This window comes from Enterobacter hormaechei subsp. xiangfangensis (assembly GCF_001729785.1).
GTDB lineage: Bacteria > Pseudomonadota > Gammaproteobacteria > Enterobacterales > Enterobacteriaceae > Enterobacter > Enterobacter hormaechei_C.
In genome coordinates, this window is sequence record NZ_CP017183.1 from 2,531,649 (window position 1) to 2,551,394 (window position 19,746).

Sequence of the window (19,746 nt, forward strand, 5' to 3'; positions counted from 1 at the left end):
AAATGCGGAATATCAACCTTCAGGTTCCGCCAGACTCCCTTTCGGCTATTTCTTCCTTCTCTTCCGGCGGCGGCGTCAGGGGTCCACAAAAACGTTGTGCAAGCCAGGTCGCCAGCGTCACCAGTACCCACGAGATCAGCGTTGCCACCACCAAATCACGCGGCCAGTGCATCCCCAGCAGCATCCGGCTGCCCATTACGCCTGTCGCCCAGACCAGCAAAATCGCAATCGTGAGGATACGCCGACGCGGCCACAGCAGTCCTACGCCAAGTAGCGCCCAGCTGGCAGCAAACATCGTATGCCCGGAAGGAAACGCAAAGCCGGTCTCTTTTTGCCAGTGTTTGCGTAAAAAGGTCGGGATATCCTGCTGTTCCGCAAGTTGCTCCTTTACCAGCGCACCGCGATCTTTACGCTTTAAATTGTAGAACTCATCCACCGGAACATGGTGCGTTTTTTCCAGCCAGACGACGAAAGGACGGGGTTCCTGCACGCGATCTTTCACCCACGACTTCACCCCCTGCCCGATGAGTATGGCCCCGCCGAGAATGGCAAACAGTACCAGCGCCGCACGAAGGCGAAAGCGCAGGCACCACAGGAACCAGCCACAGAGCAGCACGTGTGTAATAATCCCCCACGGCTGGGTGACCGTCTCGGTTATCCAGTATAGGGCTTTCAGCCACGTCTCGTTTTGTCCGGGCTGCCACATCCAGCCGGAGAACCAAACGACCAGGGGTATAACGAGCAATACGGCGGCACCTGCGGCCGTTCGTCTGGCAATCGAAAGCATGTCCTCTCCTTTTTCACTAAGCACCACAATCATAACTGAATTTCTTCATTCAGGTGGATATGTCGGATTGTGCGTTTAACGTTTGTAAAGCGTGGTGGTGATTAGGTGAAGTTGCCGGGCTTGTGGCAAAATAGTCCAATACAGAAAGCATAATGGGGCAAAGGCACGAAACGTGTCAGCCTGGTCTGGAGAATCACATGCAGCTTAAACGTGTGGCAGAAGCCAAACTGCCAACCCCATGGGGCGATTTCCTGATGGTGGGTTTTGAAGAACTGGCAACCGGGCAAGATCACGTCGCCCTGGTATTCGGCGACATTTCGGGGCAAACGCCGGTGCTGTCCCGCGTTCATTCAGAGTGTCTGACCGGTGACGCGCTGTTCAGCCTGCGGTGCGACTGCGGTTTCCAGCTTGAAGCCGCCCTTTCTCATATCGCAGAGGAAGGACGTGGCGTTCTGCTGTATCACCGTCAGGAAGGACGCAATATTGGCCTGCTGAATAAAATCCGCGCCTACGCGTTGCAGGATCAGGGCTACGATACCGTCGAAGCGAACCATCAGCTCGGCTTTGCTGCTGACGAGCGCGATTTCACCCTGTGCGCAGATATGTTCAAGCTGCTGGGCGTGGACGAAGTGCGTCTGTTGACCAATAACCCGAAGAAAGTGGAAATCCTCACTGAAGCGGGCATCAATATCGTGGAACGCGTGCCGCTGATTGTCGGCCGCAACCCGAAAAACGCGCACTACCTCGATACTAAAGCCGCCAAAATGGGGCATCTGCTGAGCGAGTAAACGCAAAACGCCCGGCACATGTGCCGGGCGATTTTATCAGTCCAGCATCTTACGAATTACATAATGTAAAATGCCGTCGTTCTGGTAATAGGTCAGCTCTGTTGCCGTATCAATACGACACCGGCAATCCAGCACTTCTGTCGTACCATTTGCGCGCGTTAATTTCACCGGAACGGTTTTACCCGGTTGCAGATTTTGCAGACCGCTGATATCAATCTGCTCTTCCCCGGTCAGACCCAGCGTTTTACGCGTCACGCCCTGCGGGAACTCCAGCGGCAAGATCCCCATGCCGATCAGGTTTGAGCGGTGGATACGTTCAAAGGATTCGGCAATCACCACGCGAACCCCGAGCAGACGCGGACCTTTTGCCGCCCAGTCGCGACTGGAACCGGAGCCGTACTCTTTACCGGCAATAACGGCCAGCGGCGTCCCCTCCTGCTGATACTTCATGGCTGCGTCATAAATTGAAATGACCTCTGTATCCGGCAGGTGGCGCGTCATGCCCCCTTCCACGCCCGGAACCATTTCATTGCGAATGCGGATGTTGGCAAAGGTCCCGCGCATCATCACTTCGTGGTTACCACGGCGCGAACCGTAGGAGTTGAAATCGCGACGTTCCACGCCACGGCTTTGCAGATACCGACCTGCCGGACTGTCCGCCTTGATGCTCCCCGCCGGAGAGATATGGTCGGTGGTGACGGAATCGCCCAGCATCGCCAGGATCCGCGCGCCGTGAATATCTTTCAGCGGTGCAGGCTCCGCCAGCATTTCGTCGAAGAATGGCGACAGGCGAATATAGGTGGAATCATCCTGCCAGTCATAGGTATCGGAACCCACCACGTCGATCGCTTTCCATTCCGCTGTGCCTTCGAACACTTCCGCATACTCTTTGCGGAACATCTCGGTGGAAACTTTCTCTACCGCGCGCGCAATTTCACGCGATGATGGCCAGATGTCTTTCAGATAGACCGGTTCATTTTTGCGATCGTGACCAATCGGATCGGTCGCCAGGTTAATGTTCATGTTTCCGGCCAGCGCATAGGCTACAACCAGCGGCGGCGAGGCCAGCCAGTTGGTTTTCACCAGCGGATGAATACGCCCTTCAAAGTTTCGGTTACCAGAAAGTACCGCGCCAACGGTCAAATCACCCTGCCTGATCGCCACTTCAATAGGCTCAGGCAGTGGACCAGAGTTACCGATACAGGTCGTACAGCCGTAGCCCACCAGGTTGAAGCCCAGCTCGTCGAGGTAAGGCGTGAGTCTGGCCTGCGCCAGATAATCGGAAACCACTTTCGAACCAGGCGCCAGAGAGGCTTTAACCCATGGCTGTGGCTTGAGCCCCAGTTCTACCGCTTTTTTTGCCAGCAGCCCGGCAGCCATTAACACACTCGGGTTGGACGTGTTGGTACAGGAAGTGATAGCGGCGATCACCACGGCGCCGTCAGGAAGCTGATACTGATGCCCGTTCAGAACATAGTCCACCGGACGGTGATCTTTTTGCGCGGCGTTAACCTCCAGCTCATTGCTGGCGGCAAAGGCTTTGGGAACGTTGCTCAGGGCGACGCGGTCCTGCGGACGTTTTGGCCCTGCGAGGCTTGCCTCAACGGTGCCCATATCCAGTTCCAGCGTACTGGTAAATACCGGCTCGTCACCCGGGTTACGCCACATGCCCTGCGCTTTGGTGTAGGCCTCAACGAGAGCCACCTGCTCCTCGCTGCGACCACTGAGGCGCATATACTCCAGCGTAACGCTATCAATCGGGAAAAAGCCGCAGGTCGCGCCATATTCCGGCGCCATGTTGGCGATGGTGGCCCGGTCCGCCAGCGGCAAGGAATCAAGACCATCGCCATAAAATTCAACGAATTTACCCACCACACCATGCTTACGCAGCATCTGGGTGACCGTCAGAACCAGATCCGTGGCGGTGATGCCTTCGGACAATTTACCGGTCAGCTTAAAGCCCACCACATCGGGAATGAGCATTGATACCGGCTGGCCGAGCATGGCCGCTTCCGCTTCAATACCACCGACGCCCCAACCCAGAACGCCAAGGCCGTTAATCATGGTTGTGTGTGAATCGGTGCCCACCAGCGTATCCGGGTAAGCCACCCACTCTTTATCCTGCAATTCACTCCAGACGGCTTTGCCGAGATATTCCAGGTTGACCTGGTGACAAATGCCGGTGCCCGGTGGAACAACGCTGAAGCGGCTGAACGCCTGCTGACCCCATTTCAGAAATACGTAGCGTTCATGGTTACGTTCCATCTCCAGACGGACGTTTTCGCCGAAAGCATCGTCGTCACCAAAGTGATCGACGGTGACGGAGTGGTCAATGACGAGGTCTACCGGGGACAGGGGGTTAACCTTAGCAGTATCGCCCCCGAGACGCTTAACGGCTTCACGCATGGCAGCCAAATCCACAACCGCTGGTACGCCGGTGAAATCCTGCATCAGCACCCTGGCCGGGCGATAGGCAATTTCTCTGTCTGCATGTGCATTCTTCAGCCACCCTGCCAGAGCCTGGATATCCTCCTCGGTAACCGAGTCGCCATCCTGCCAGCGCAAGAGGTTTTCCATTAAGACTTTCAACGACTTGGGTAACCGCGAAATGTCCCCAAGCGTTCTGGCAGCCAGCGGTAAGCTATAGTAGCGCCAGGTTTTATTTTCCGCCTGTAATGTGTCCTTACTGGCTTCGCGTAGGGTTAACGACATAAGCTCCTCCTTAAAAACAGGGATGTCCTGACAATCATCAGGGCTGTAATTAAAGATAACACAAAGATGTCGTAACGTTTTGATAACAACCCAAATTGATAAATTTAGGAATGGTCCAACACGAGGGATAAAACAAAAAACCCCGCCGTGGCGAGGTTTTACGATTTAGTGCAAGGCCAGCCAGAGGAGCTGACACCAGAAGAGGATCGACGCTGAGAATACGCCGAGCCATGACCAGTATTTTACGGTTGTCATGTTATTCATCATAGGGACACCAGACTTTAATTATTTAAGGTTGCGAGGTCTGCCCTCGTTCTATATTGCTGATGTGTATTTATTAAGGAGTACAAAAGCGCACAGTCTTTATTCAGACTATTTGCATCATTACGCAAAATTCAAAATTATTGTTTTTTGGGTTCGTCTTCCGCGAACACATCAATAAAGGCCTGCTGCTGTGGCGTCAGTTTCCAGGAAGCTGGCACGCTGGTTGCTGGCGCCTTACGGGCTTTGTGAGCATTGTCACGAAGCTGACACATCTCTTTTCTCGCTTCTGTACGCACCGTCATGACCATAATCAACCCCAGTAATTCCAGACAAGAAGAGCAACCACCACCCAGAACAGGGCAGAGCCAAGAAAGACCGCCAGCCAGGCTTTACGCTTAAGCGCGGGATCCCTTTGCGGTTCTTCACTTCCTGACGGCATTGCTAACCTCATACAATCGACATCGCTTATCATTTAGAGACCAAACAATTGGCACAAGTAATCATCTGATGAGATAAATCCTAAAGAAACTTTAGCCGAAAAGCCAGTGAATTTACGTATCTGGGCCTGGGAAAATTCAATCTTTTGACCCGAAATAAATAATTGAAAAGAATAATTTGCACACCTGTAAATTAGTTTCTACTTTTGTCGCAAATTTGCGACAGTAAAACCATAGTCATTTAATGGGTTATGACGATATATGACAGTGGACGTAGATGATGATAATTCTAATTCAGGTTTAAAGGGGAATGACGGTATCTTTCCGTACCAGAAAGATACCGGGTGTGATTATTTGGCGGGAAGTTTAATGTCTTTAAACATCTCTTCGATGTCTTCATTGGAGCGTAACGCTACAGCTGTATCCACCACGTCGCGCGTTAAATGTGGCGCGAAGCGTTGAATAAAATCATACATATAGCTGCGCAGGAACGTGCTGCGACGAAAACCTATCTTGGTGGTGCTGTGGCTGAAAATATCATGCGCATCCAGACGCACCAGATCCGGGTCTGAGACAGGATCCACCGCCATGCTGGCAATAACCCCAACGCCCAGGCCCAGACGCACATACGTTTTTATGACGTCCGCATCCGTCGCCGTAAAGACAATCCGTGGCGTTAATCCGGCGCGGTTAAACGCGGTGTCCAGTTCAGACCGGCCCGTAAAGCCGAACGTATAGGTCACCAGCGGGTATTGCGCCAGTTCTTCGATTGTCACTTCATCCTTCCCCGCCAGCGGGTGATCCGGGGTCACAACAATAGAGCGGTTCCAGTGGTAGCACGGGAGCATGACCAGATCATCGTACAGATGGAGCGCTTCCGTCGCGATAGCGAAGTCTGCATTGCCTTTAGACACGGCCTCTGCGATTTGCGTCGGTGAGCCCTGATGCATATGCAGGGAAACGCGGGGATAGCGTTCGATAAAACCTTTGATCACCCCGGGAAGCGCATAACGCGCCTGGGTGTGCGTGGTGGCAATATACAGAGAACCTTTATCGGGCCAGGTATGTTCCCCGGCGACGGATTTAATGGCGTCGACTTTGGAGAGCACTTCCCGTGCGATGCGTATGATTTCCTGTCCAGCCGGCGTGACCTGCGTCAGGTGCTTACCGCTGCGGGCAAATATCTGAATACCTAACTCATCCTCCAGCATACGCACCTGCTTGCTGATGCCGGGCTGAGAGGTATAAAGACCTTCTGCGGTGGAAGAGACATTGAGGTTATGATTGACGACCTCAACGATATAGCGAAGCTGCTGTAATTTCATGCCAGACCATCCGATTTAGCGCATGCGTCAATCGCTTAAGACGATTTGATAATAAAAAACGGGTTAACTATAACCACTATATCATTTATAGCCAGGCTGTATAGTACGGAACAAAAAATAATAACTACGTAATAAAAAAGGGCCGGAAGTCCGGCCCTTTCACAGGTAAGTTACGGTAAGGAAAGATTATTTCTTGCCTTCAACCCATTTCCCGTCGACAAAGAAGGCTGACCATCCGGTCGCTTTGCCCTCTTTCTCTGCCGCCACGTACTGCTGCTTCGTTTTACGGCTGAAGCGCACCACGGTTTTGTTGCCTTCCGGATCCTGCTGTGGCGCATCGGCCAGGTAACGCAGTTTTTCCGGCAGACGGTCACGGAAGCGGTACAACTCTTCTACCAGCGGCGCACGGGTTTCGCGCGATTTCGGGAAGGTGTTGGCCGCCAGGAATACCCCGGCAGCGCCGTCACGTAGCACGAAATACGCGTCTGACTTCTCGCACGGCAGCTCAGGAAGCGGAACCGGATCTTCCTTCGGCGGCGCAACTTCACCGTTACGCAGGATCTTACGCGTGTTTTTACAGTCGTCGTTGGTGCATGCCATGTACTTACCGAAGCGTCCCATTTTCAGGTGCATTTCGGAACCACATTTCTCACACTCAACGATCGGACCGTCATAGCCCTTAATGCGGAACTCACCTTCTTCGATCTCATAACCATCGCAGGTCGGGTTATTGCCACAAACGTGCAGTTTGCGTTTTGGATCGATCAGGTAGCTGTCCATCGCCGTGCCGCATTTCTTACAGCGGCGTTTGGCGCGCAGTGCGTTAGTCTCCGCATCGTCCCCTTCCAGCACGTTGAGAACTTCGTTCTCCGGCACGAGGTTGATGGTGGTTTTGCAACGCTCTTTCGGCGACAGCGCATAACCAGAGCAACCGAGGAACACGCCCGTGGTCGCGGTACGGATCCCCATTTTACGGCCACAGGTTGGGCAGTCGATGCTCGTCAGTACCATCTGGTTCGGCAGCATGCCGCCCTCTTCAGGATCTTTCTCGGCTTTCTCAAGCTGATTGGTAAAATCGCTGAAGAAGCTGTCGAGAACTTTCTTCCACTCTGCCTTATGGCTGGCAACCTCATCAAGGCTGTCTTCCATCTGCGCGGTGAAGTCATAGTTCATCAACTCGCGGAAGTTCGCTTCCAGACGGTCGGTGACAATCTCCCCCATTTTTTCAGCATAGAAACGACGGTTCTCAACGCGAACGTATCCACGATCCTGAATGGTCGAAATGATTGACGCATAGGTGGACGGGCGACCGATGCCGCGTTTTTCCAGCTCTTTCACCAGCGATGCTTCGCTAAAGCGCGCAGGTGGCTTGGTGAAGTGCTGAGCCGGGACCAGATCAACCAGCGACAGCTCGTCACCTTTGTTGACTGAAGGCAGCGTTCTGTCTTCATCACCTTTACGCAGCGCAGGCATCACTTTTGTCCAGCCGTCGAAGCGCAGAATACGGCCGCGCGCTTTCAGGCGGAAATCACCCGCGCCGACGGTCAGCGTGGTGGAGTCGTATTTCGCTGGCGTCATCTGGCAGGCTACGAACTGGCGCCAGATCAGCTGATACAGCTTCTGGGCGTCCGCTTCCATATCTTTCAGCGATTCTGCCAGAACCGAAACGTCAGAAGGTCGAATCGCTTCGTGCGCTTCCTGAGAATTCTCTTTGCTGGCGTACTGATTAGGACTGTCCGGCAGATATTTCTTACCGAAGTTGTCCTCGATATAGCCGCGCACCATGTTGACAGCGTCCTGGCTCAGGTTGGTGGAGTCAGTACGCATGTAGGTGATGTAACCCGCTTCATACAAACGCTGGGCCATCATCATGGTTTTCTTCACGCCGTAACCCAGACGCGTACTCGCCGCCTGCTGAAGCGTTGACGTGATAAACGGTGCGCCAGGCTTGCTGCTGGTCGGTTTGTCTTCACGATCCAGAACCTGATAACGCGCTTTTTCCAGCAGCGCCACGGCGGCCATGGTCTGATCGCGATTTTCAGGTCGGAACGGTTTGTCGTTGTGGTGGCTCACCTGCAACGGCAGCGCATCGCCGCCCGGCGTGGTGACATTCGCATCCACTTCCCAGAACTCTTCCGGGACGAACGCTTTGATCTCGCGTTCACGCTCAACAACAAGACGAACAGCAACAGACTGCACACGCCCCGCAGACAGGCCGCGAGCGACCTTTTTCCACAGCAACGGCGAGACCATGTAGCCAACAACGCGGTCCATAAAGCGACGCGCCTGCTGAGCGTTAACACGGTCGATATTCAGTTCACCCGGCTTTTCAAACGCCTGACGAATCGCATTCTTTGTAATTTCGTTGAACACTACACGGCTGTAGCGTTTGTCATCACCCCCGATCACTTCCCGCAGGTGCCATGCGATGGCCTCCCCTTCGCGGTCAAGGTCGGTTGCGAGATAAATGTGGTCTGCTTTTTCAGCAAGCTGTTTCAGCTCGTTAACGACTTTTTCTTTGCCTGGCAGCACTTCGTAATGTGCATCCCAGTTGTGCCATGGGTTAACACCCATGCGGTTGACAAGCGCGCTACGTTCATCCTTTTTAGGCTTTTTAGCCCCTTTGGTGGAGGTAGAGTCTGCGCTCTTTTTGCTGGCTGAGCCACTGGTCGGCAAGTCGCGAATGTGACCAACGCTGGACTTAACCACGTAGTCATTGCCCAGATATTTATTGATCGTTTTGGCTTTTGCCGGGGACTCAACGATGACGAGAGCTTTACCCATATTCACCTTTACCTAATTTAATTCTTCCAGGAATACGCCGCACGTTGATTTCCCTTCCGCTGACGACGAGCCATTGATATTGCGACGTCGTCAGGGGATATCAACCCCTATGTGTTACCGAACGTCAGAATGGCGACATCCAGGTCATTGAGTTTTCGGGTATTTTTCTCACATCAAAGTTCATTCGTGACGAATTCCCGGTCGAATGTCAAGCAATTCTGTTGCCAGAATGACGAAAGCGCACACTGTACCTGATAAAATTCGTTACGCAACTTTATTAGCATGCAAAAGCAAATCCCGCCAGCCAGCCCCTGTTCCTTATCCCCTCGGATAACAGGGAAAATTTGCCCCCGAAGCGACCCAGGCGTAGACTATTGTCACTGTTTAAGGAGTGGAATATGCAGAATACGACCCAACCCATTGACCGAGCTTCACTGCTTATCGAAGCAAACAAACTCATTCGCGACCATGAAGACACCCTGGCGGGGATTGAAGCGACTGGCGTGGAACAACGTAATGGCGTGCTGGTGTTCAGCGGTGAATACTTCCTTGATGAACAAGGATTACCCACCCCAAAAAGCACCGCCGTATTTAACATGTTTAAATACCTGGCGCATACCCTCTCAGAGAAGTACCACCTGGTCGATTAAAACGAAAACGCGAGGCATCTGCCTCGCGTTTTTCTTTACAGCAGCGGCTTTTGTCCGCGCTGCAACCAGCGTAGCAGCAGGCGATCCGCGCTTTCTGCCGCGCTATTGGTAAAACGGTCGAGCAGGCGCTTACGTCGGGTGAAGCGCACCCCCACCAGCTCACGGCCTTCCATCAGGTTGAGCAGGAGGTCGTCGCTGGTACCCACTTCATCCACCAGCCCTTTCTCCTGCGCCTGCGTGCCGTACCAGTGTTCGCCCGTAGCCACCTGCTCAATGTCCAGCGTTGGGCGCATGCGGTGCACGAAATCTTTGAACAGATGGTGGGTTTCGTTCAGATCTTCCCGGAATTTCTGCCGTCCCTCTTCGGTATTTTCGCCGAGCAGCGTCAGCGTACGTTTGTACTGGCCCGCCGTATGCAGTTCAATGTCGATCTCTTTATTTTTCAGGAAACGATTGAAGTTAGGGATCTGCGCGACTACCCCAATCGAGCCGATAATGGAGAACGGTGCCGCGACGATTTTATCCGCCACGCACGCCATCATATAGCCGCCACTCGCCGCGACCTTATCTACCGCTACGGTGAGCGGGATCTGTTTATCCCGCAGACGTTGTAACTGCGAAGCCGCCAGTCCATACCCATGCACTACGCCACCCGGGCTTTCAAGGCGTACCACCACCTGATCCTGGACTGTCGCCACGGCCAGCACCGCCGTCACTTCTTCACGCAGTGAGGAGACTTCATGCGCATCCATGCTACCTTTAAAATCGAGCACATAGACGCGCGGTTTTGCGTCAGCCTGTGGCGTGGCGAGTTTAGCTTTCGCCTTCGCAGCTTTGGCGTCCTGCTTATGTTTTTTCTTCTGGGCTTTTAGCCACAGCTTCTGTTGATGATCGTCAAGCAGCGCCAGAGACATCTCCTCCTGCATCTCTTTATACTGTTCGCTCAGGCGGGTAATGCGTAACTCACCACGCTGACGCTTACGCTGCGTCAGGTTGACAATCAGGACGGCAATCACCGCGACAGCTATAACCACCGTCGCGATTTTGGCCAAAAACAACCCATACTGAGAAAGTAATTCCACGCGTTCCACCTTGATTTAACCACGAATCTTTCACGCCAGTGTACAACAGCCCTGCGCAGGCGTCTCGCTCTGGACATTACCTCTGCGAGGCGGCTTCAGGAATCCCCCGTTTCTGGTTTAAATCTTTGCAAATTGTTAATTTCCCAGCGATCTGTCCTGTAGACTGATTGAATTCTGACGCTGTTTCGGGCATAAAGCCGAAAAGTCATAAATAAAGGTGCAAGTCACGCCCAATGCGCCTGAGGAGCCACCGTGCATTATCAGCCACAAAAAAACCTTCTACAGAACCGCATCATTCTGGTTACCGGTGCCAGCGACGGGATTGGTCGCGAAGCGGCGCTGACCTATTCTGAATACGGTGCGAGCCTTATTCTGCTGGGACGTAATGAAGAAAAGCTCAAGGCCGTCGCCCGTGAAATCGAAAACGCCGGCGGTAACCCCACGCCCTGGTATACGCTCGATCTGCTGACCTGTACGCCAGCGTCATGTCAGGCCCTTGCCCAGCGTATCAGCACACATTATCCGCGTCTGGATGGCGTACTGCACAACGCGGGGTTACTGGGCGAAGTGCGCCCGATGGATGAACAGGATCCGGAGATTTGGCAGCAGGTGATGCAGGTTAACGTCAACGGGACGTTTTTCCTGACCCAGGCCTTGCTTCCTTTATTACTCAACTCCGATTCCGGCTCGCTGGTCTTTACCTCCTCCAGCGTGGGGCGTCAGGGGCGTGCGAACTGGGGGGCTTACGCCGTCTCAAAATTTGCCACCGAAGGAATGATGCAGGTGCTGGCCGAAGAGTACCAAAGCCGCCACCTGCGGGTTAACTGTATTAACCCGGGCGGTACGCGCACCAAAATGCGTGCCAGCGCCTTCCCGACAGAAGATCCGCAAAAGCTTAAAACCCCGGCCGATATTATGCCTCTTTACCTGTGGCTGATGGGTGACGACAGCCGTCGTAAAACCGGAATGACATTCGATGCCCAGCCAGGCCGCAAACCGGGGATATCGCAATGAGTGAAGATCGGCATCAGCAGCGCCAGCAGCGTCTGAAAGAACAGGTTGATGCACGCGTGGCGGCCGCTCAGGACGAGCGCGGGATCCTCATTGTGTTTACCGGCAACGGTAAAGGCAAAACCACCGCCGCATTTGGTACCGCCACCCGCGCAGTCGGGCACGGGCAGAAAGTGGGCGTGATCCAGTTTATCAAGGGTGAATGGCCCAACGGCGAGCGTAATCTGCTCGAGCCGCATGGCGTTGAGTTTCAGGTGATGGCGACCGGTTTTACCTGGGATACCCAGAACCGGGAAACCGATACCGCAGCCTGCCTCGCCGTCTGGGAGCATGCCAAAAGGATGCTCTCTGACCCGTCGTTTAACATGGTGTTGCTGGATGAGATCACCTATATGGTCGCCTACGACTATCTGCCTCTGGAGGCCGTGCTGGCTGCCCTGAAAAACCGCCCAGCGCATCAGACGGTTATCGTCACGGGGCGCGGGTGTCATCGGGATATTCTGGAGCTGGCCGATACCGTCAGCGAGCTGCGTCCGGTTAAGCATGCGTTCGATGCGGGTATCAAAGCGCAAATGGGGATAGATTACTGAAGAAAAAAAGCCCGGTATATTCACCGGGCTTTTCGATTAACCGTTGTTATTACGGCTGCCAGAGCGGCGATTGCTGCTAACCTGGCTGTGACGCTTCACCGCACGGCGGATCTGATTCGCCTTCATGCGACGACGATCTTTCTCTACCGCTACTTTCGACGTGGTTTCTGGCGTCAGGCCAACCAGATCGCGCAGGTAGTTGGTTTGCGTCAGATCCAGTTCGGTATAGCCGCCACGTGGCAGGCCTTTCGGCAGCAGAATGTCGCCATAGCGGACGCGAATCAAACGGCTCACCTGGACACCGACCGCTTCCCACAGACGACGCACCTCGCGGTTACGTCCCTCTGTCAGGGTAACGTTGTACCACTGGTTAATGCCTTCACCACCGGTAAACTTGATGGTTTTGAACGCCGCAGGGCCGTCCTCCAGCTGAACGCCACGCGACAGGTCGCGCAGTTTATTCTCATCAACCTGGCCGAAAACACGAACGGCGTATTCACGTTCCACTTCACGACTCGGGTGCATCAGACGGTTTGCCAGTTCACCATCGGTGGTGAACAGCAGCAGGCCGCAGGTATTCACGTCCAGACGCCCTACGGCAATCCAGCGGGCGCCACGCAGTTTTGGCAGACGGTCAAACACCGTCGGGCGGCCTTCCGGATCGTTGCGGGTACACAGTTCGCCTTCCGGCTTGTAGTAAGCCAGTACGCGGCAGATCTGTTCAGCAGACTCTTTCACGGAGATAAGATGGCCGTCAATGCGGATCTTCAGCCCCGGTACGATTTCAACGCGGTCACCGAGCGTGGCGATTTTACCGTCCACACTCACGCGGCCTGCTTCAATAATGGCTTCGATTTCACGGCGCGAACCGTGGCCGGCACGCGCCAGCACTTTCTGTAACTTCTCGCTCATTGAGCTTCCTCAGGTGTCGCCTTCACAGGCGTCGAATCAGGTCAAAAACAGGGCGGCGCCCTGCTTTGATGGCCGCGTAGTATATCTGCTTACACCCTTACAAGAAAGGCTTAACATCGCCCACGCCTTCACGAATCACTTCTGGCGCATCTTCGGTGAGATCCACCACGGTGGTCGGCTGCTGGCCAAGATAGCCGCCATGAATAATCAGCTCCACCACCTTCTCCAGACGATCTTTGATCTCTTCCGGGTCGGACTCGGTAAACTCACTGCCCGGCAGCATCAGCGATGTGGAGAGCATCGGCTCGCCGAGGGTTTCAAGCAGCGCCTGGGCAATCGGGTTCGACGGCACGCGCATGCCGATGGTTTTACGTTTTTCCTGCAACAGACGACGCGGTACCTCTTTTGTCCCTTTCAGAATGAAGGTGTAGTTACCGGGCGTGTTGTTCTTAATCAGGCGAAACGCCACGTTATCAACATAAGCATAGGTCGACAGCTCAGAGAGATCGCGACACATCAGGGTGAAGTTGTGGCCGTCCGGCAGCTGGCGGATGCGACAGATGCGCTCCATCGCCCCTTTGTCCTCGATTTTACAGCCCAGCGCATAGCCAGAATCGGTTGGGTAGACAATAACGCCGCCTTTGCGGACGATCTCCACGGCCTGATTAATCAGACGTGGCTGGGGGTTATCCGGATGGATATAGAAAAACTGACTCATACTTCCCTCTCTTCAATTTGCTGTGGCTGTTCCCAGAGCTGCCAGACAGGCTCAACGCCCGCGGGTAACCAGAGCTTGCGCCCCAGTTCAATCCACGCGCAGGGCTGATGGAAATCTGAACCCTGTGAGCCAAGCAGGCCAAACTGACGGGCGTAGGTCGCGAGCTGCGAACGTTCATTGGGTGCCTGCTGACACTGGGCAACTTCCATCGCCTCACCGCCGCATTCGGCAAAGTGTGCCAGCAGTCTTTTCAGCCATTTAGCAGAAAGATTATACCGCCCCGGATGGGCCAGCACGGCCTTACCGCCAGAATGATGAATCACATCAATAGCTTGTTTTATTGTACACCACTGTGGGGGAACGTATCCGGTTTTCCCGCGCGCCAGATACTTTTTAAAGACATTCGCCATGGTCGTCGCCTTACCAGCGTCCACCAGAAAACGGGCGAAATGGCCGCGCGTCACCGCCCCACCGTTCGCCAGCTTTCGCGCGCCTTCCAGCGCACCGGGAATATGCGCTTTTTCCAGACGTTCGCCAATCATCTCCGCGCGTTGATTGCGGCGTGTTTTTTGTTCTTGCAAAAAAGCACGCATGGCCGGATGTTCTGTATCGATGTTCAGGCCAACGATATGAATTTCGTGGTTTTCCCAGACCGTCGAGATCTCAACCCCGGCCACCAGATCCAGCGCCAGTCCGCTGCGGACAATCTCGGCGCGCGCGGCGGGAATGCCGTCAGTGGTATCGTGATCGGTTATTGCCAGCGTGCCGACACGCATTTCAACGGCGCGATGGACCAGGGCTTCGGGTGTCAGCAGGCCATCTGAAGCCTGCGTATGGCTGTGTAAATCATAAATTACGGCGTAGGTGGTATCGCTCAAAGCACTTCCCATAACAGGTTGGAGACATCCGAAGCCCCTATGATACCGACTAACCGTGAAATACTGAAATCAGGGGTTGACAACACGCCATCGAACTAGTTAACTAGTACGCAAGTTCACACGAGAAAGGTATCTGAAAATGACAGCACATTTCGCTCTGCACGGTTGGTGGCGTACTTCCTGATCTTCGGGCAGTGTCACGCGTCTGCGATAAGCAAACAGATACCCAGCCCGCTACCCAGCGGGCTTTTTTTTGAACAGAATATGAGAACAACAACATGCAAACAGCCAAACCCCACCTCGAACTGCTGACCTGCGAGGCGGCCTATCGCCATAACCCTACCGCGCTGTTTCATCAGGTGTGCGGTGCACGTCCTGCGACGCTGCTGCTGGAATCTGCTGATATCGACAGCAAGGACGATCTCAAAAGCCTGCTGCTGGTTGACAGCGCGCTGCGCATTACCGCAGCGGGTGATACTGTCACTATTAAGGCGTTATCTGAGAATGGCGCGTCGCTGCTGCCGCTGCTGGATGCGGCTCTGCCTTCAGGTATTGAAAATGAGCGTCATCCGGACCTGAGAATTCTGCATTTCCCACCGGTAAGCCAGCTGCTGGATGAGGATGCCCGCCTCTGCTCGCTCTCCGTTTTTGACGCCTTCCGTCTGCTGCAAAATTTGGTGGCCGTACCGGAAGATGAGCGCGAAGCAATGTTCTTTGGCGGGCTGTTTGCTTACGACCTGGTTGCTGGCTTTGAAGATTTACCCCAAACCGAGCAGGGTAACCGCTGCCCGGACTACTGCTTCTACCTGGCCGAAACCCTGCTGGTGATCGACCATCAGAGAAAATACACCCGCATCCAGGCCAGCCTGTACACGCCGTCTGCGTCTGAGAAAAATCGCCTCGCGCAGCGCATCGCCCAACTGCAACAGCAGATGTCGGAAGCACCGCCCGCACTCCCGGTGCAGCGTGTTGAAAAGATGACCTGCGAGGTGAGTCAGACCGACGATCAGTACGGCGCGGTGGTGCGTCAGATGCAAAAAGCGATTCGTGCCGGGGAGATATTCCAGGTGGTGCCGTCCCGTCGCTTCTCACTGCCCTGCCCGTCGCCGCTGGCGGCTTACGATGTGCTTAAAAAGAGCAACCCAAGCCCTTACATGTTCTTTATGCAGGACAATGATTTCACCCTGTTTGGCGCGTCGCCGGAAAGCTCCCTCAAGTACGACGCCACCAGCCGCCAGATTGAGATCTACCCGATAGCGGGAACCCGCCCACGCGGCCGTCGTGCCGATGGCTCCCTGGACCGCGATCTCGACAGCCGCATTGAACTGGAAATGCGTACCGACCATAAGGAGCTCTCCGAACACCTGATGCTGGTTGACCTGGCGCGTAACGATCTGGCACGCATTTGCACGCCTGGCAGCCGCTACGTGGCGGACCTGACCAAAGTCGACCGCTACTCCTTCGTCATGCACCTGGTCTCCCGCGTGGTGGGTGAGCTGCGCCACGACCTCGACGTCCTGCACGCCTACCGCGCCTGCATGAACATGGGCACGTTGAGCGGCGCGCCGAAAGTCCGCGCTATGCAGCTGATCGCCGAAGCGGAAGGACGCCGTCGCGGCAGCTACGGTGGTGCCGTGGGCTATTTCACCGCTCACGGTGACCTCGATACCTGCATCGTGATCCGCTCCGCCTACGTTGAGGACGGCATTGCCACCGTCCAGGCCGGGGCCGGAATTGTGCTGGATTCTGTTCCGCAGTCGGAAGCCGACGAAACCCGCAGTAAAGCGCGCGCGGTACTGCGCGCCATTGCTACCGCACACCATGCACAGGAGATTTTCTGATGGCTGACATTCTGCTGCTCGATAATATCGACTCCTTTACCTACAACCTGGCAGATCAGCTGCGTGCGAATGGTCACAATGTCGTTATCTATCGCAACCACGTTCCGGCCCAGACGCTGATTGACCGTCTGGCGACCATGCAAAACCCGGTGCTGATGCTCTCCCCGGGCCCAGGCGCACCGAGCGAAGCAGGCTGTATGCCTGAGCTGTTGACCCGTATGCGCGGCAAGCTGCCGATTATCGGCATCTGCCTTGGCCATCAGGCGATTGTCGAAGCCTACGGCGGTTACGTGGGTCAGGCGGGGGAGATCCTGCATGGCAAAGCGTCAAGTATTGAACATGACGGTCAGGCGATGTTTGCCGGGCTGCCGAACCCGCTTCCGGTAGCGCGTTACCACTCGCTGGTTGGCAGCAACATTCCGGCCGGGCTGACCATTAACGCCTCGTTTGAAGGGATGGTGATGGCGGTGCGTCATGATGCGGATCGCGTCTGCGGGATGCAGTTCCACCCGGAATCTATCCTGACGTCCAACGGCGCGCGCCTGCTGGAGCAAACGCTCGACTGGGCGCTGCAAAAGCTGGAGCAGACCAACACCCTGCAACCGATTCTGGAAAAACTGTATCAGGCTCAGACCCTGAGCCAGCAGGAGAGCCACCAGCTGTTCTCCGCCGTCGTGCGCGGCGAGCTGAAGCCTGAGCAGCTGGCCGCTGCGCTGGTGAGCATGAAAGTGCGCGGCGAAAGCCCGCAGGAGATCGCCGGTGCCGCAACCGCGCTGCTGGAAAATGCCGCCCCGTTCCCGCGCCCGGACTACCCGTTTGCCGATATTGTCGGGACCGGTGGCGACGGCAGTAACAGTATCAATATTTCCACCGCCAGCGCCTTTGTGGCCGCGGCATGCGGTCTGAAAGTGGCGAAACACGGCAACCGCAGCGTGTCCAGCCGTTCAGGATCGTCCGACCTGCTGGCAGCTTTCGGTATCAACCTGGACATGAACGCCGAGCGTTCCCGTGAAGCGCTGGATGACCTGGGCGTCTGTTTCCTGTTTGCGCCGAAGTATCACACCGGTTTCCGCCACGCGATGCCGGTTCGCCAGCAGCTTAAAACCCGCACGCTGTTTAACGTGCTCGGTCCACTCATTAACCCGGCGCACCCGCCGCTGGCGCTGATTGGCGTTTACAGCCCGGAGCTGGTCCTGCCGATTGCGGAGACGCTGCGCGTCCTCGGTTACCAACGCGCCGCCGTGGTACACAGCGGCGGGATGGATGAAGTTTCCCTGCATGCGCCCACGCTGGTGGCGGAACTGAATCACGGCGAAGTGCTGAACTATCAGCTTGAGGCCGCTGACTTCGGGTTGACCCCGTACCATCAGGACGCCCTGGCGGGCGGCACGCCGGAAGAAAACCGTGACATTCTCACGCGCTTATTACAAGGTAAAGGTGAGGCCGCCCATGAGGCCGCCGTGGCGGCCAACGTAGCCATGCTGATGCGTTTACATGGCGAGGAAGATCTGAAAGCCAACGCCCAAAAAGTTCTGGCCGTACTGCGCTCCGGTGCAGCTTACGATCGCGTTACCGCACTTGCGGCAAGAGGGTAAATAATGCAGACCGTTTTAGCGAAAATCGTCGCCGATAAGGCCATCTGGGTGGAAGCCCGCAAGCAACAGCAGCCGCTCGCCAGTTTTCAGAATGACGTCGTTCCGAGCAGCCGTCGTTTTTATGATGCGCTTCAGGGCGCGCGTACCGCGTTTATTCTGGAGTGTAAAAAAGCGTCTCCGTCCAAAGGCGTGATCCGTGACGATTTCGACCCGGCGCGTATTGCCGGTATCTACAAGCATCATGCGTCTGCCATTTCTGTGCTGACGGATGAGAAATATTTTCAGGGCAGCTTCGATTTTCTGCCCGTAGTCAGCGGCATCGCGCCGCAGCCGATTCTGTGCAAAGACTTTATTATCGACCCGTATCAGATCTGGCTGGCGCGCTTTTACCAGGCCGATGCCTGCCTGCTGATGCTCTCCGTGCTGGATGACGAGCAGTATCGCCAGCTCTCCGCCGTCGCGCACAGCCTGAATATGTGCGTACTGACCGAAGTGAGCAACGAAGAGGAGCTGGAGCGCGCCATCGCGCTGGAAGCCAAAGTGGTCGGCATTAACAACCGCGACCTGCGCGACCTGTCGATTGACCTCAACCGTACGCGCCAGCTTGCGCCGCGTCTGGGCGCGGGCGTCACGGTGATCAGCGAATCCGGGATAAACAGCTACGCTCAGGTGCGCGAACTCAGCCACTTTGCCAACGGTTTCCTGATCGGCTCCGCGATGATGGAACACGACGATCTTAATGCGGCCGTGCGCCGCGTGCTGTTGGGTGAGAACAAAGTCTGCGGCCTGACCCGTGAACAGGATGCGCAGGCCGCATATGAAGCGGGCGCAATCTATGGTGGTCTGATCTTTGTTGAGTCCTCTCCTCGCGCCGTTAATGAGGAACAGGCGCGCAAGGTGATGGCGGCTGCGCCACTGAACTACGTGGGCGTGTTCCGCGATGCGGATATTAACGACGTTGCGGCTAAAGCGGACGCGTTATCCCTGAGCGCGGTTCAGCTGCATGGCGATGAAGATCAGGCGTACATTGATGCTCTGCGACATGCTCTGGCGCCTCAGGTTCAGATCTGGAAAGCGCAAAGCGTTGGCGCCACCCTGCCCGCGCGTAACCTGAAGCATGTTGATAAATACGTGCTCGACAACGGCCAGGGCGGCACGGGGCAGCGTTTCGACTGGTCACTGCTGCGTGGCGAAGTGCTGGACAATGTCCTGCTGGCGGGGGGATTAAGCCCCGATAACTGTGTGGAAGCGGCCAAAACCGGCTGCGCCGGCCTCGATTTCAATTCAGGCGTAGAGTCCCAACCGGGCATTAAAGACGCCAGCAAGCTGGCATCGGTATTTAAAACTCTGCGTGCATATTAAGGAAGAGAAG

Annotated in this window: 19 protein-coding genes and 1 other annotated feature; of the genes, 8 read left to right on the forward strand and 11 right to left on the reverse strand. The window is 55.4% G+C overall.

The genetic code is table 11. From position 1 onward, the window contains the following. Positions 1-19 precede the first annotated feature (19 nt). A complete protein-coding gene (gene pgpB / locus BFV63_RS12190) occupies positions 20-787 on the reverse strand; it encodes a phosphatidylglycerophosphatase B (protein ID WP_069597606.1) in 768 nt (255 codons plus the stop codon). A gap of 197 nt (positions 788-984) precedes the next feature. Here pgpB and ribA point away from each other — a divergent pair, with 197 nt between their 5' ends. Further along, positions 985-1,575 (forward strand): GTP cyclohydrolase II, encoded by a 591-nt coding sequence (gene ribA / locus BFV63_RS12195; RefSeq protein WP_003856813.1) that lies wholly within the window; start codon positions 985-987, stop codon positions 1,573-1,575. Positions 1,576-1,611: 36 nt separating this feature from the next. Here the strand turns inward: ribA and acnA are convergent, their stop codons facing one another. The 6 genes from acnA to topA form a co-directional block, all read right to left on the reverse strand. Continuing rightward, entirely contained in the window at positions 1,612-4,287 is a 2,676-nt protein-coding gene (acnA, locus tag BFV63_RS12200; protein ID WP_048240661.1) for an aconitate hydratase AcnA, read from the reverse strand. 165 nt (positions 4,288-4,452) lie between these two features. After that, positions 4,453-4,551, reverse strand: a complete 99-nt coding sequence (gene ymiC / locus BFV63_RS23415) for a small membrane protein YmiC (RefSeq protein ID WP_032103392.1) — start codon at positions 4,549-4,551, stop codon at positions 4,453-4,455. 137 nt (positions 4,552-4,688) lie between these two features. Then, a complete protein-coding gene (locus tag BFV63_RS23185; RefSeq protein ID WP_162183706.1) occupies positions 4,689-4,853 on the reverse strand; it encodes a YciX family protein in 165 nt (54 codons plus the stop codon). An 8-nt stretch (positions 4,854-4,861) separates the two neighbouring features. Continuing rightward, on the reverse strand, positions 4,862-5,002 hold the full coding sequence (locus BFV63_RS12215) for a YmiA family putative membrane protein (RefSeq protein WP_213083754.1): 141 nt from the start codon (positions 5,000-5,002) through the stop codon (positions 4,862-4,864). 336 nt (positions 5,003-5,338) lie between these two features. After that, entirely contained in the window at positions 5,339-6,313 is a 975-nt protein-coding gene (cysB, locus tag BFV63_RS12220) for an HTH-type transcriptional regulator CysB (protein ID WP_033486857.1), read from the reverse strand. Between the two features lie 186 nt (positions 6,314-6,499). Continuing rightward, complete coding sequence (gene topA / locus BFV63_RS12225) at positions 6,500-9,097, reverse strand: type I DNA topoisomerase (RefSeq protein WP_003856806.1); 2,598 nt, start codon at positions 9,095-9,097, stop codon at positions 6,500-6,502. 398 nt (positions 9,098-9,495) lie between these two features. Here topA and BFV63_RS12230 point away from each other — a divergent pair, with 398 nt between their 5' ends. Further along, positions 9,496-9,747, forward strand: a complete 252-nt coding sequence (locus BFV63_RS12230; RefSeq protein WP_003856804.1) for a YciN family protein — start codon at positions 9,496-9,498, stop codon at positions 9,745-9,747. 35 nt (positions 9,748-9,782) lie between these two features. On the opposite strand, the gene sohB is transcribed toward BFV63_RS12230, so the two are convergent. Next, positions 9,783-10,829: a protease SohB gene (sohB, locus tag BFV63_RS12235; RefSeq protein ID WP_048240659.1), complete on the reverse strand. Its 1,047-nt coding sequence runs from the start codon at positions 10,827-10,829 to the stop codon at positions 9,783-9,785. 252 nt (positions 10,830-11,081) lie between these two features. Between sohB and BFV63_RS12240 the strand changes: the two genes are divergently transcribed. Then, complete coding sequence (locus BFV63_RS12240) at positions 11,082-11,843, forward strand: YciK family oxidoreductase (protein WP_048240657.1); 762 nt, start codon at positions 11,082-11,084, stop codon at positions 11,841-11,843. Continuing rightward, positions 11,840-12,430 (forward strand): cob(I)yrinic acid a,c-diamide adenosyltransferase, encoded by a 591-nt coding sequence (gene cobO / locus BFV63_RS12245; protein WP_048240656.1) that lies wholly within the window; start codon positions 11,840-11,842, stop codon positions 12,428-12,430. The genes BFV63_RS12240 and cobO overlap by 4 nt, the downstream gene beginning before the upstream one ends. Positions 12,431-12,466: 36 nt before the next feature. Here the strand turns inward: cobO and rluB are convergent, their stop codons facing one another. The 3 genes from rluB to rnm all read right to left on the reverse strand — a co-directional run bounded on the left by rluB (position 12,467) and on the right by rnm (position 14,950). Beyond that, the gene (rluB, locus tag BFV63_RS12250; RefSeq protein WP_003856794.1) at positions 12,467-13,342 is read right to left on the reverse strand and encodes a 23S rRNA pseudouridine(2605) synthase RluB; all 876 of its coding nucleotides are present in this window, start codon (positions 13,340-13,342) and stop codon (positions 12,467-12,469) included. Between the two features lie 97 nt (positions 13,343-13,439). Continuing rightward, positions 13,440-14,060, reverse strand: a complete 621-nt coding sequence (locus tag BFV63_RS12255) for an L-threonylcarbamoyladenylate synthase (RefSeq protein WP_003856793.1) — start codon at positions 14,058-14,060, stop codon at positions 13,440-13,442. Next, entirely contained in the window at positions 14,057-14,950 is an 894-nt protein-coding gene (gene rnm / locus BFV63_RS12260; protein WP_023314252.1) for an RNase RNM, read from the reverse strand. Before rnm ends, BFV63_RS12255 begins: the two co-directional genes overlap by 4 nt. 127 nt (positions 14,951-15,077) lie before the next feature. Between rnm and trpL the strand changes: the two genes are divergently transcribed. From trpL to trpCF, 4 genes are all read left to right on the forward strand, one after another. Further along, positions 15,078-15,122 (forward strand): trp operon leader peptide, encoded by a 45-nt coding sequence (gene trpL / locus BFV63_RS23060; RefSeq protein WP_071524153.1) that lies wholly within the window; start codon positions 15,078-15,080, stop codon positions 15,120-15,122. After that, positions 15,099-15,193: a sequence feature (Trp leader region), on the forward strand. It overlaps the preceding gene by 24 nt. Positions 15,194-15,216: 23 nt before the next feature. Next, positions 15,217-16,779 carry an anthranilate synthase component 1 gene (locus tag BFV63_RS12265; protein ID WP_045346340.1) on the forward strand — a complete coding sequence of 521 codons (1,563 nt, stop codon included), beginning with the start codon at positions 15,217-15,219 and terminating at the stop codon, positions 16,777-16,779. Next, entirely contained in the window at positions 16,779-18,374 is a 1,596-nt protein-coding gene (gene trpD, locus BFV63_RS12270; protein WP_003856782.1) for a bifunctional anthranilate synthase glutamate amidotransferase component TrpG/anthranilate phosphoribosyltransferase TrpD, read from the forward strand. The genes BFV63_RS12265 and trpD overlap by 1 nt, the downstream gene beginning before the upstream one ends. 3 nt (positions 18,375-18,377) lie before the next feature. Continuing rightward, entirely contained in the window at positions 18,378-19,736 is a 1,359-nt protein-coding gene (gene trpCF, locus BFV63_RS12275) for a bifunctional indole-3-glycerol-phosphate synthase TrpC/phosphoribosylanthranilate isomerase TrpF (protein ID WP_069597541.1), read from the forward strand. Positions 19,737-19,746: the final 10 nt, after the last annotated feature.

What these genes read in the sequence shown, in the direction of transcription:
- BFV63_RS12230 (WP_003856804.1), top strand. Translation starts at nt 9,496, where the DNA reads ATGCAGAATACGACCCAACCCATTGACCGAGCTTCACTGCTTATCGAA.
- trpD (WP_003856782.1), top strand. Translation starts at nt 16,779, where the DNA reads ATGGCTGACATTCTGCTGCTCGATAATATCGACTCCTTTACCTACAAC.
- BFV63_RS12255 (WP_003856793.1), bottom strand. Translation starts at nt 14,060, where the DNA reads ATGAGTCAGTTTTTCTATATCCATCCGGATAACCCCCAGCCACGTCTG.
- ymiC (WP_032103392.1), bottom strand. Translation starts at nt 4,551, where the DNA reads ATGAATAACATGACAACCGTAAAATACTGGTCATGGCTCGGCGTATTC.
- cobO (WP_048240656.1), top strand. Translation starts at nt 11,840, where the DNA reads ATGAGTGAAGATCGGCATCAGCAGCGCCAGCAGCGTCTGAAAGAACAG.
- trpCF (WP_069597541.1), top strand. Translation starts at nt 18,378, where the DNA reads ATGCAGACCGTTTTAGCGAAAATCGTCGCCGATAAGGCCATCTGGGTG.
- pgpB (WP_069597606.1), bottom strand. Translation starts at nt 787, where the DNA reads ATGCTTTCGATTGCCAGACGAACGGCCGCAGGTGCCGCCGTATTGCTC.
- BFV63_RS12215 (WP_213083754.1), bottom strand. Translation starts at nt 5,002, where the DNA reads ATGAGGTTAGCAATGCCGTCAGGAAGTGAAGAACCGCAAAGGGATCCC.
- BFV63_RS23185 (WP_162183706.1), bottom strand. Translation starts at nt 4,853, where the DNA reads ATGACGGTGCGTACAGAAGCGAGAAAAGAGATGTGTCAGCTTCGTGAC.
- rnm (WP_023314252.1), bottom strand. Translation starts at nt 14,950, where the DNA reads ATGGGAAGTGCTTTGAGCGATACCACCTACGCCGTAATTTATGATTTA.
- rluB (WP_003856794.1), bottom strand. Translation starts at nt 13,342, where the DNA reads ATGAGCGAGAAGTTACAGAAAGTGCTGGCGCGTGCCGGCCACGGTTCG.
- topA (WP_003856806.1), bottom strand. Translation starts at nt 9,097, where the DNA reads ATGGGTAAAGCTCTCGTCATCGTTGAGTCCCCGGCAAAAGCCAAAACG.
- BFV63_RS12265 (WP_045346340.1), top strand. Translation starts at nt 15,217, where the DNA reads ATGCAAACAGCCAAACCCCACCTCGAACTGCTGACCTGCGAGGCGGCC.
- cysB (WP_033486857.1), bottom strand. Translation starts at nt 6,313, where the DNA reads ATGAAATTACAGCAGCTTCGCTATATCGTTGAGGTCGTCAATCATAAC.
- ribA (WP_003856813.1), top strand. Translation starts at nt 985, where the DNA reads ATGCAGCTTAAACGTGTGGCAGAAGCCAAACTGCCAACCCCATGGGGC.
- acnA (WP_048240661.1), bottom strand. Translation starts at nt 4,287, where the DNA reads ATGTCGTTAACCCTACGCGAAGCCAGTAAGGACACATTACAGGCGGAA.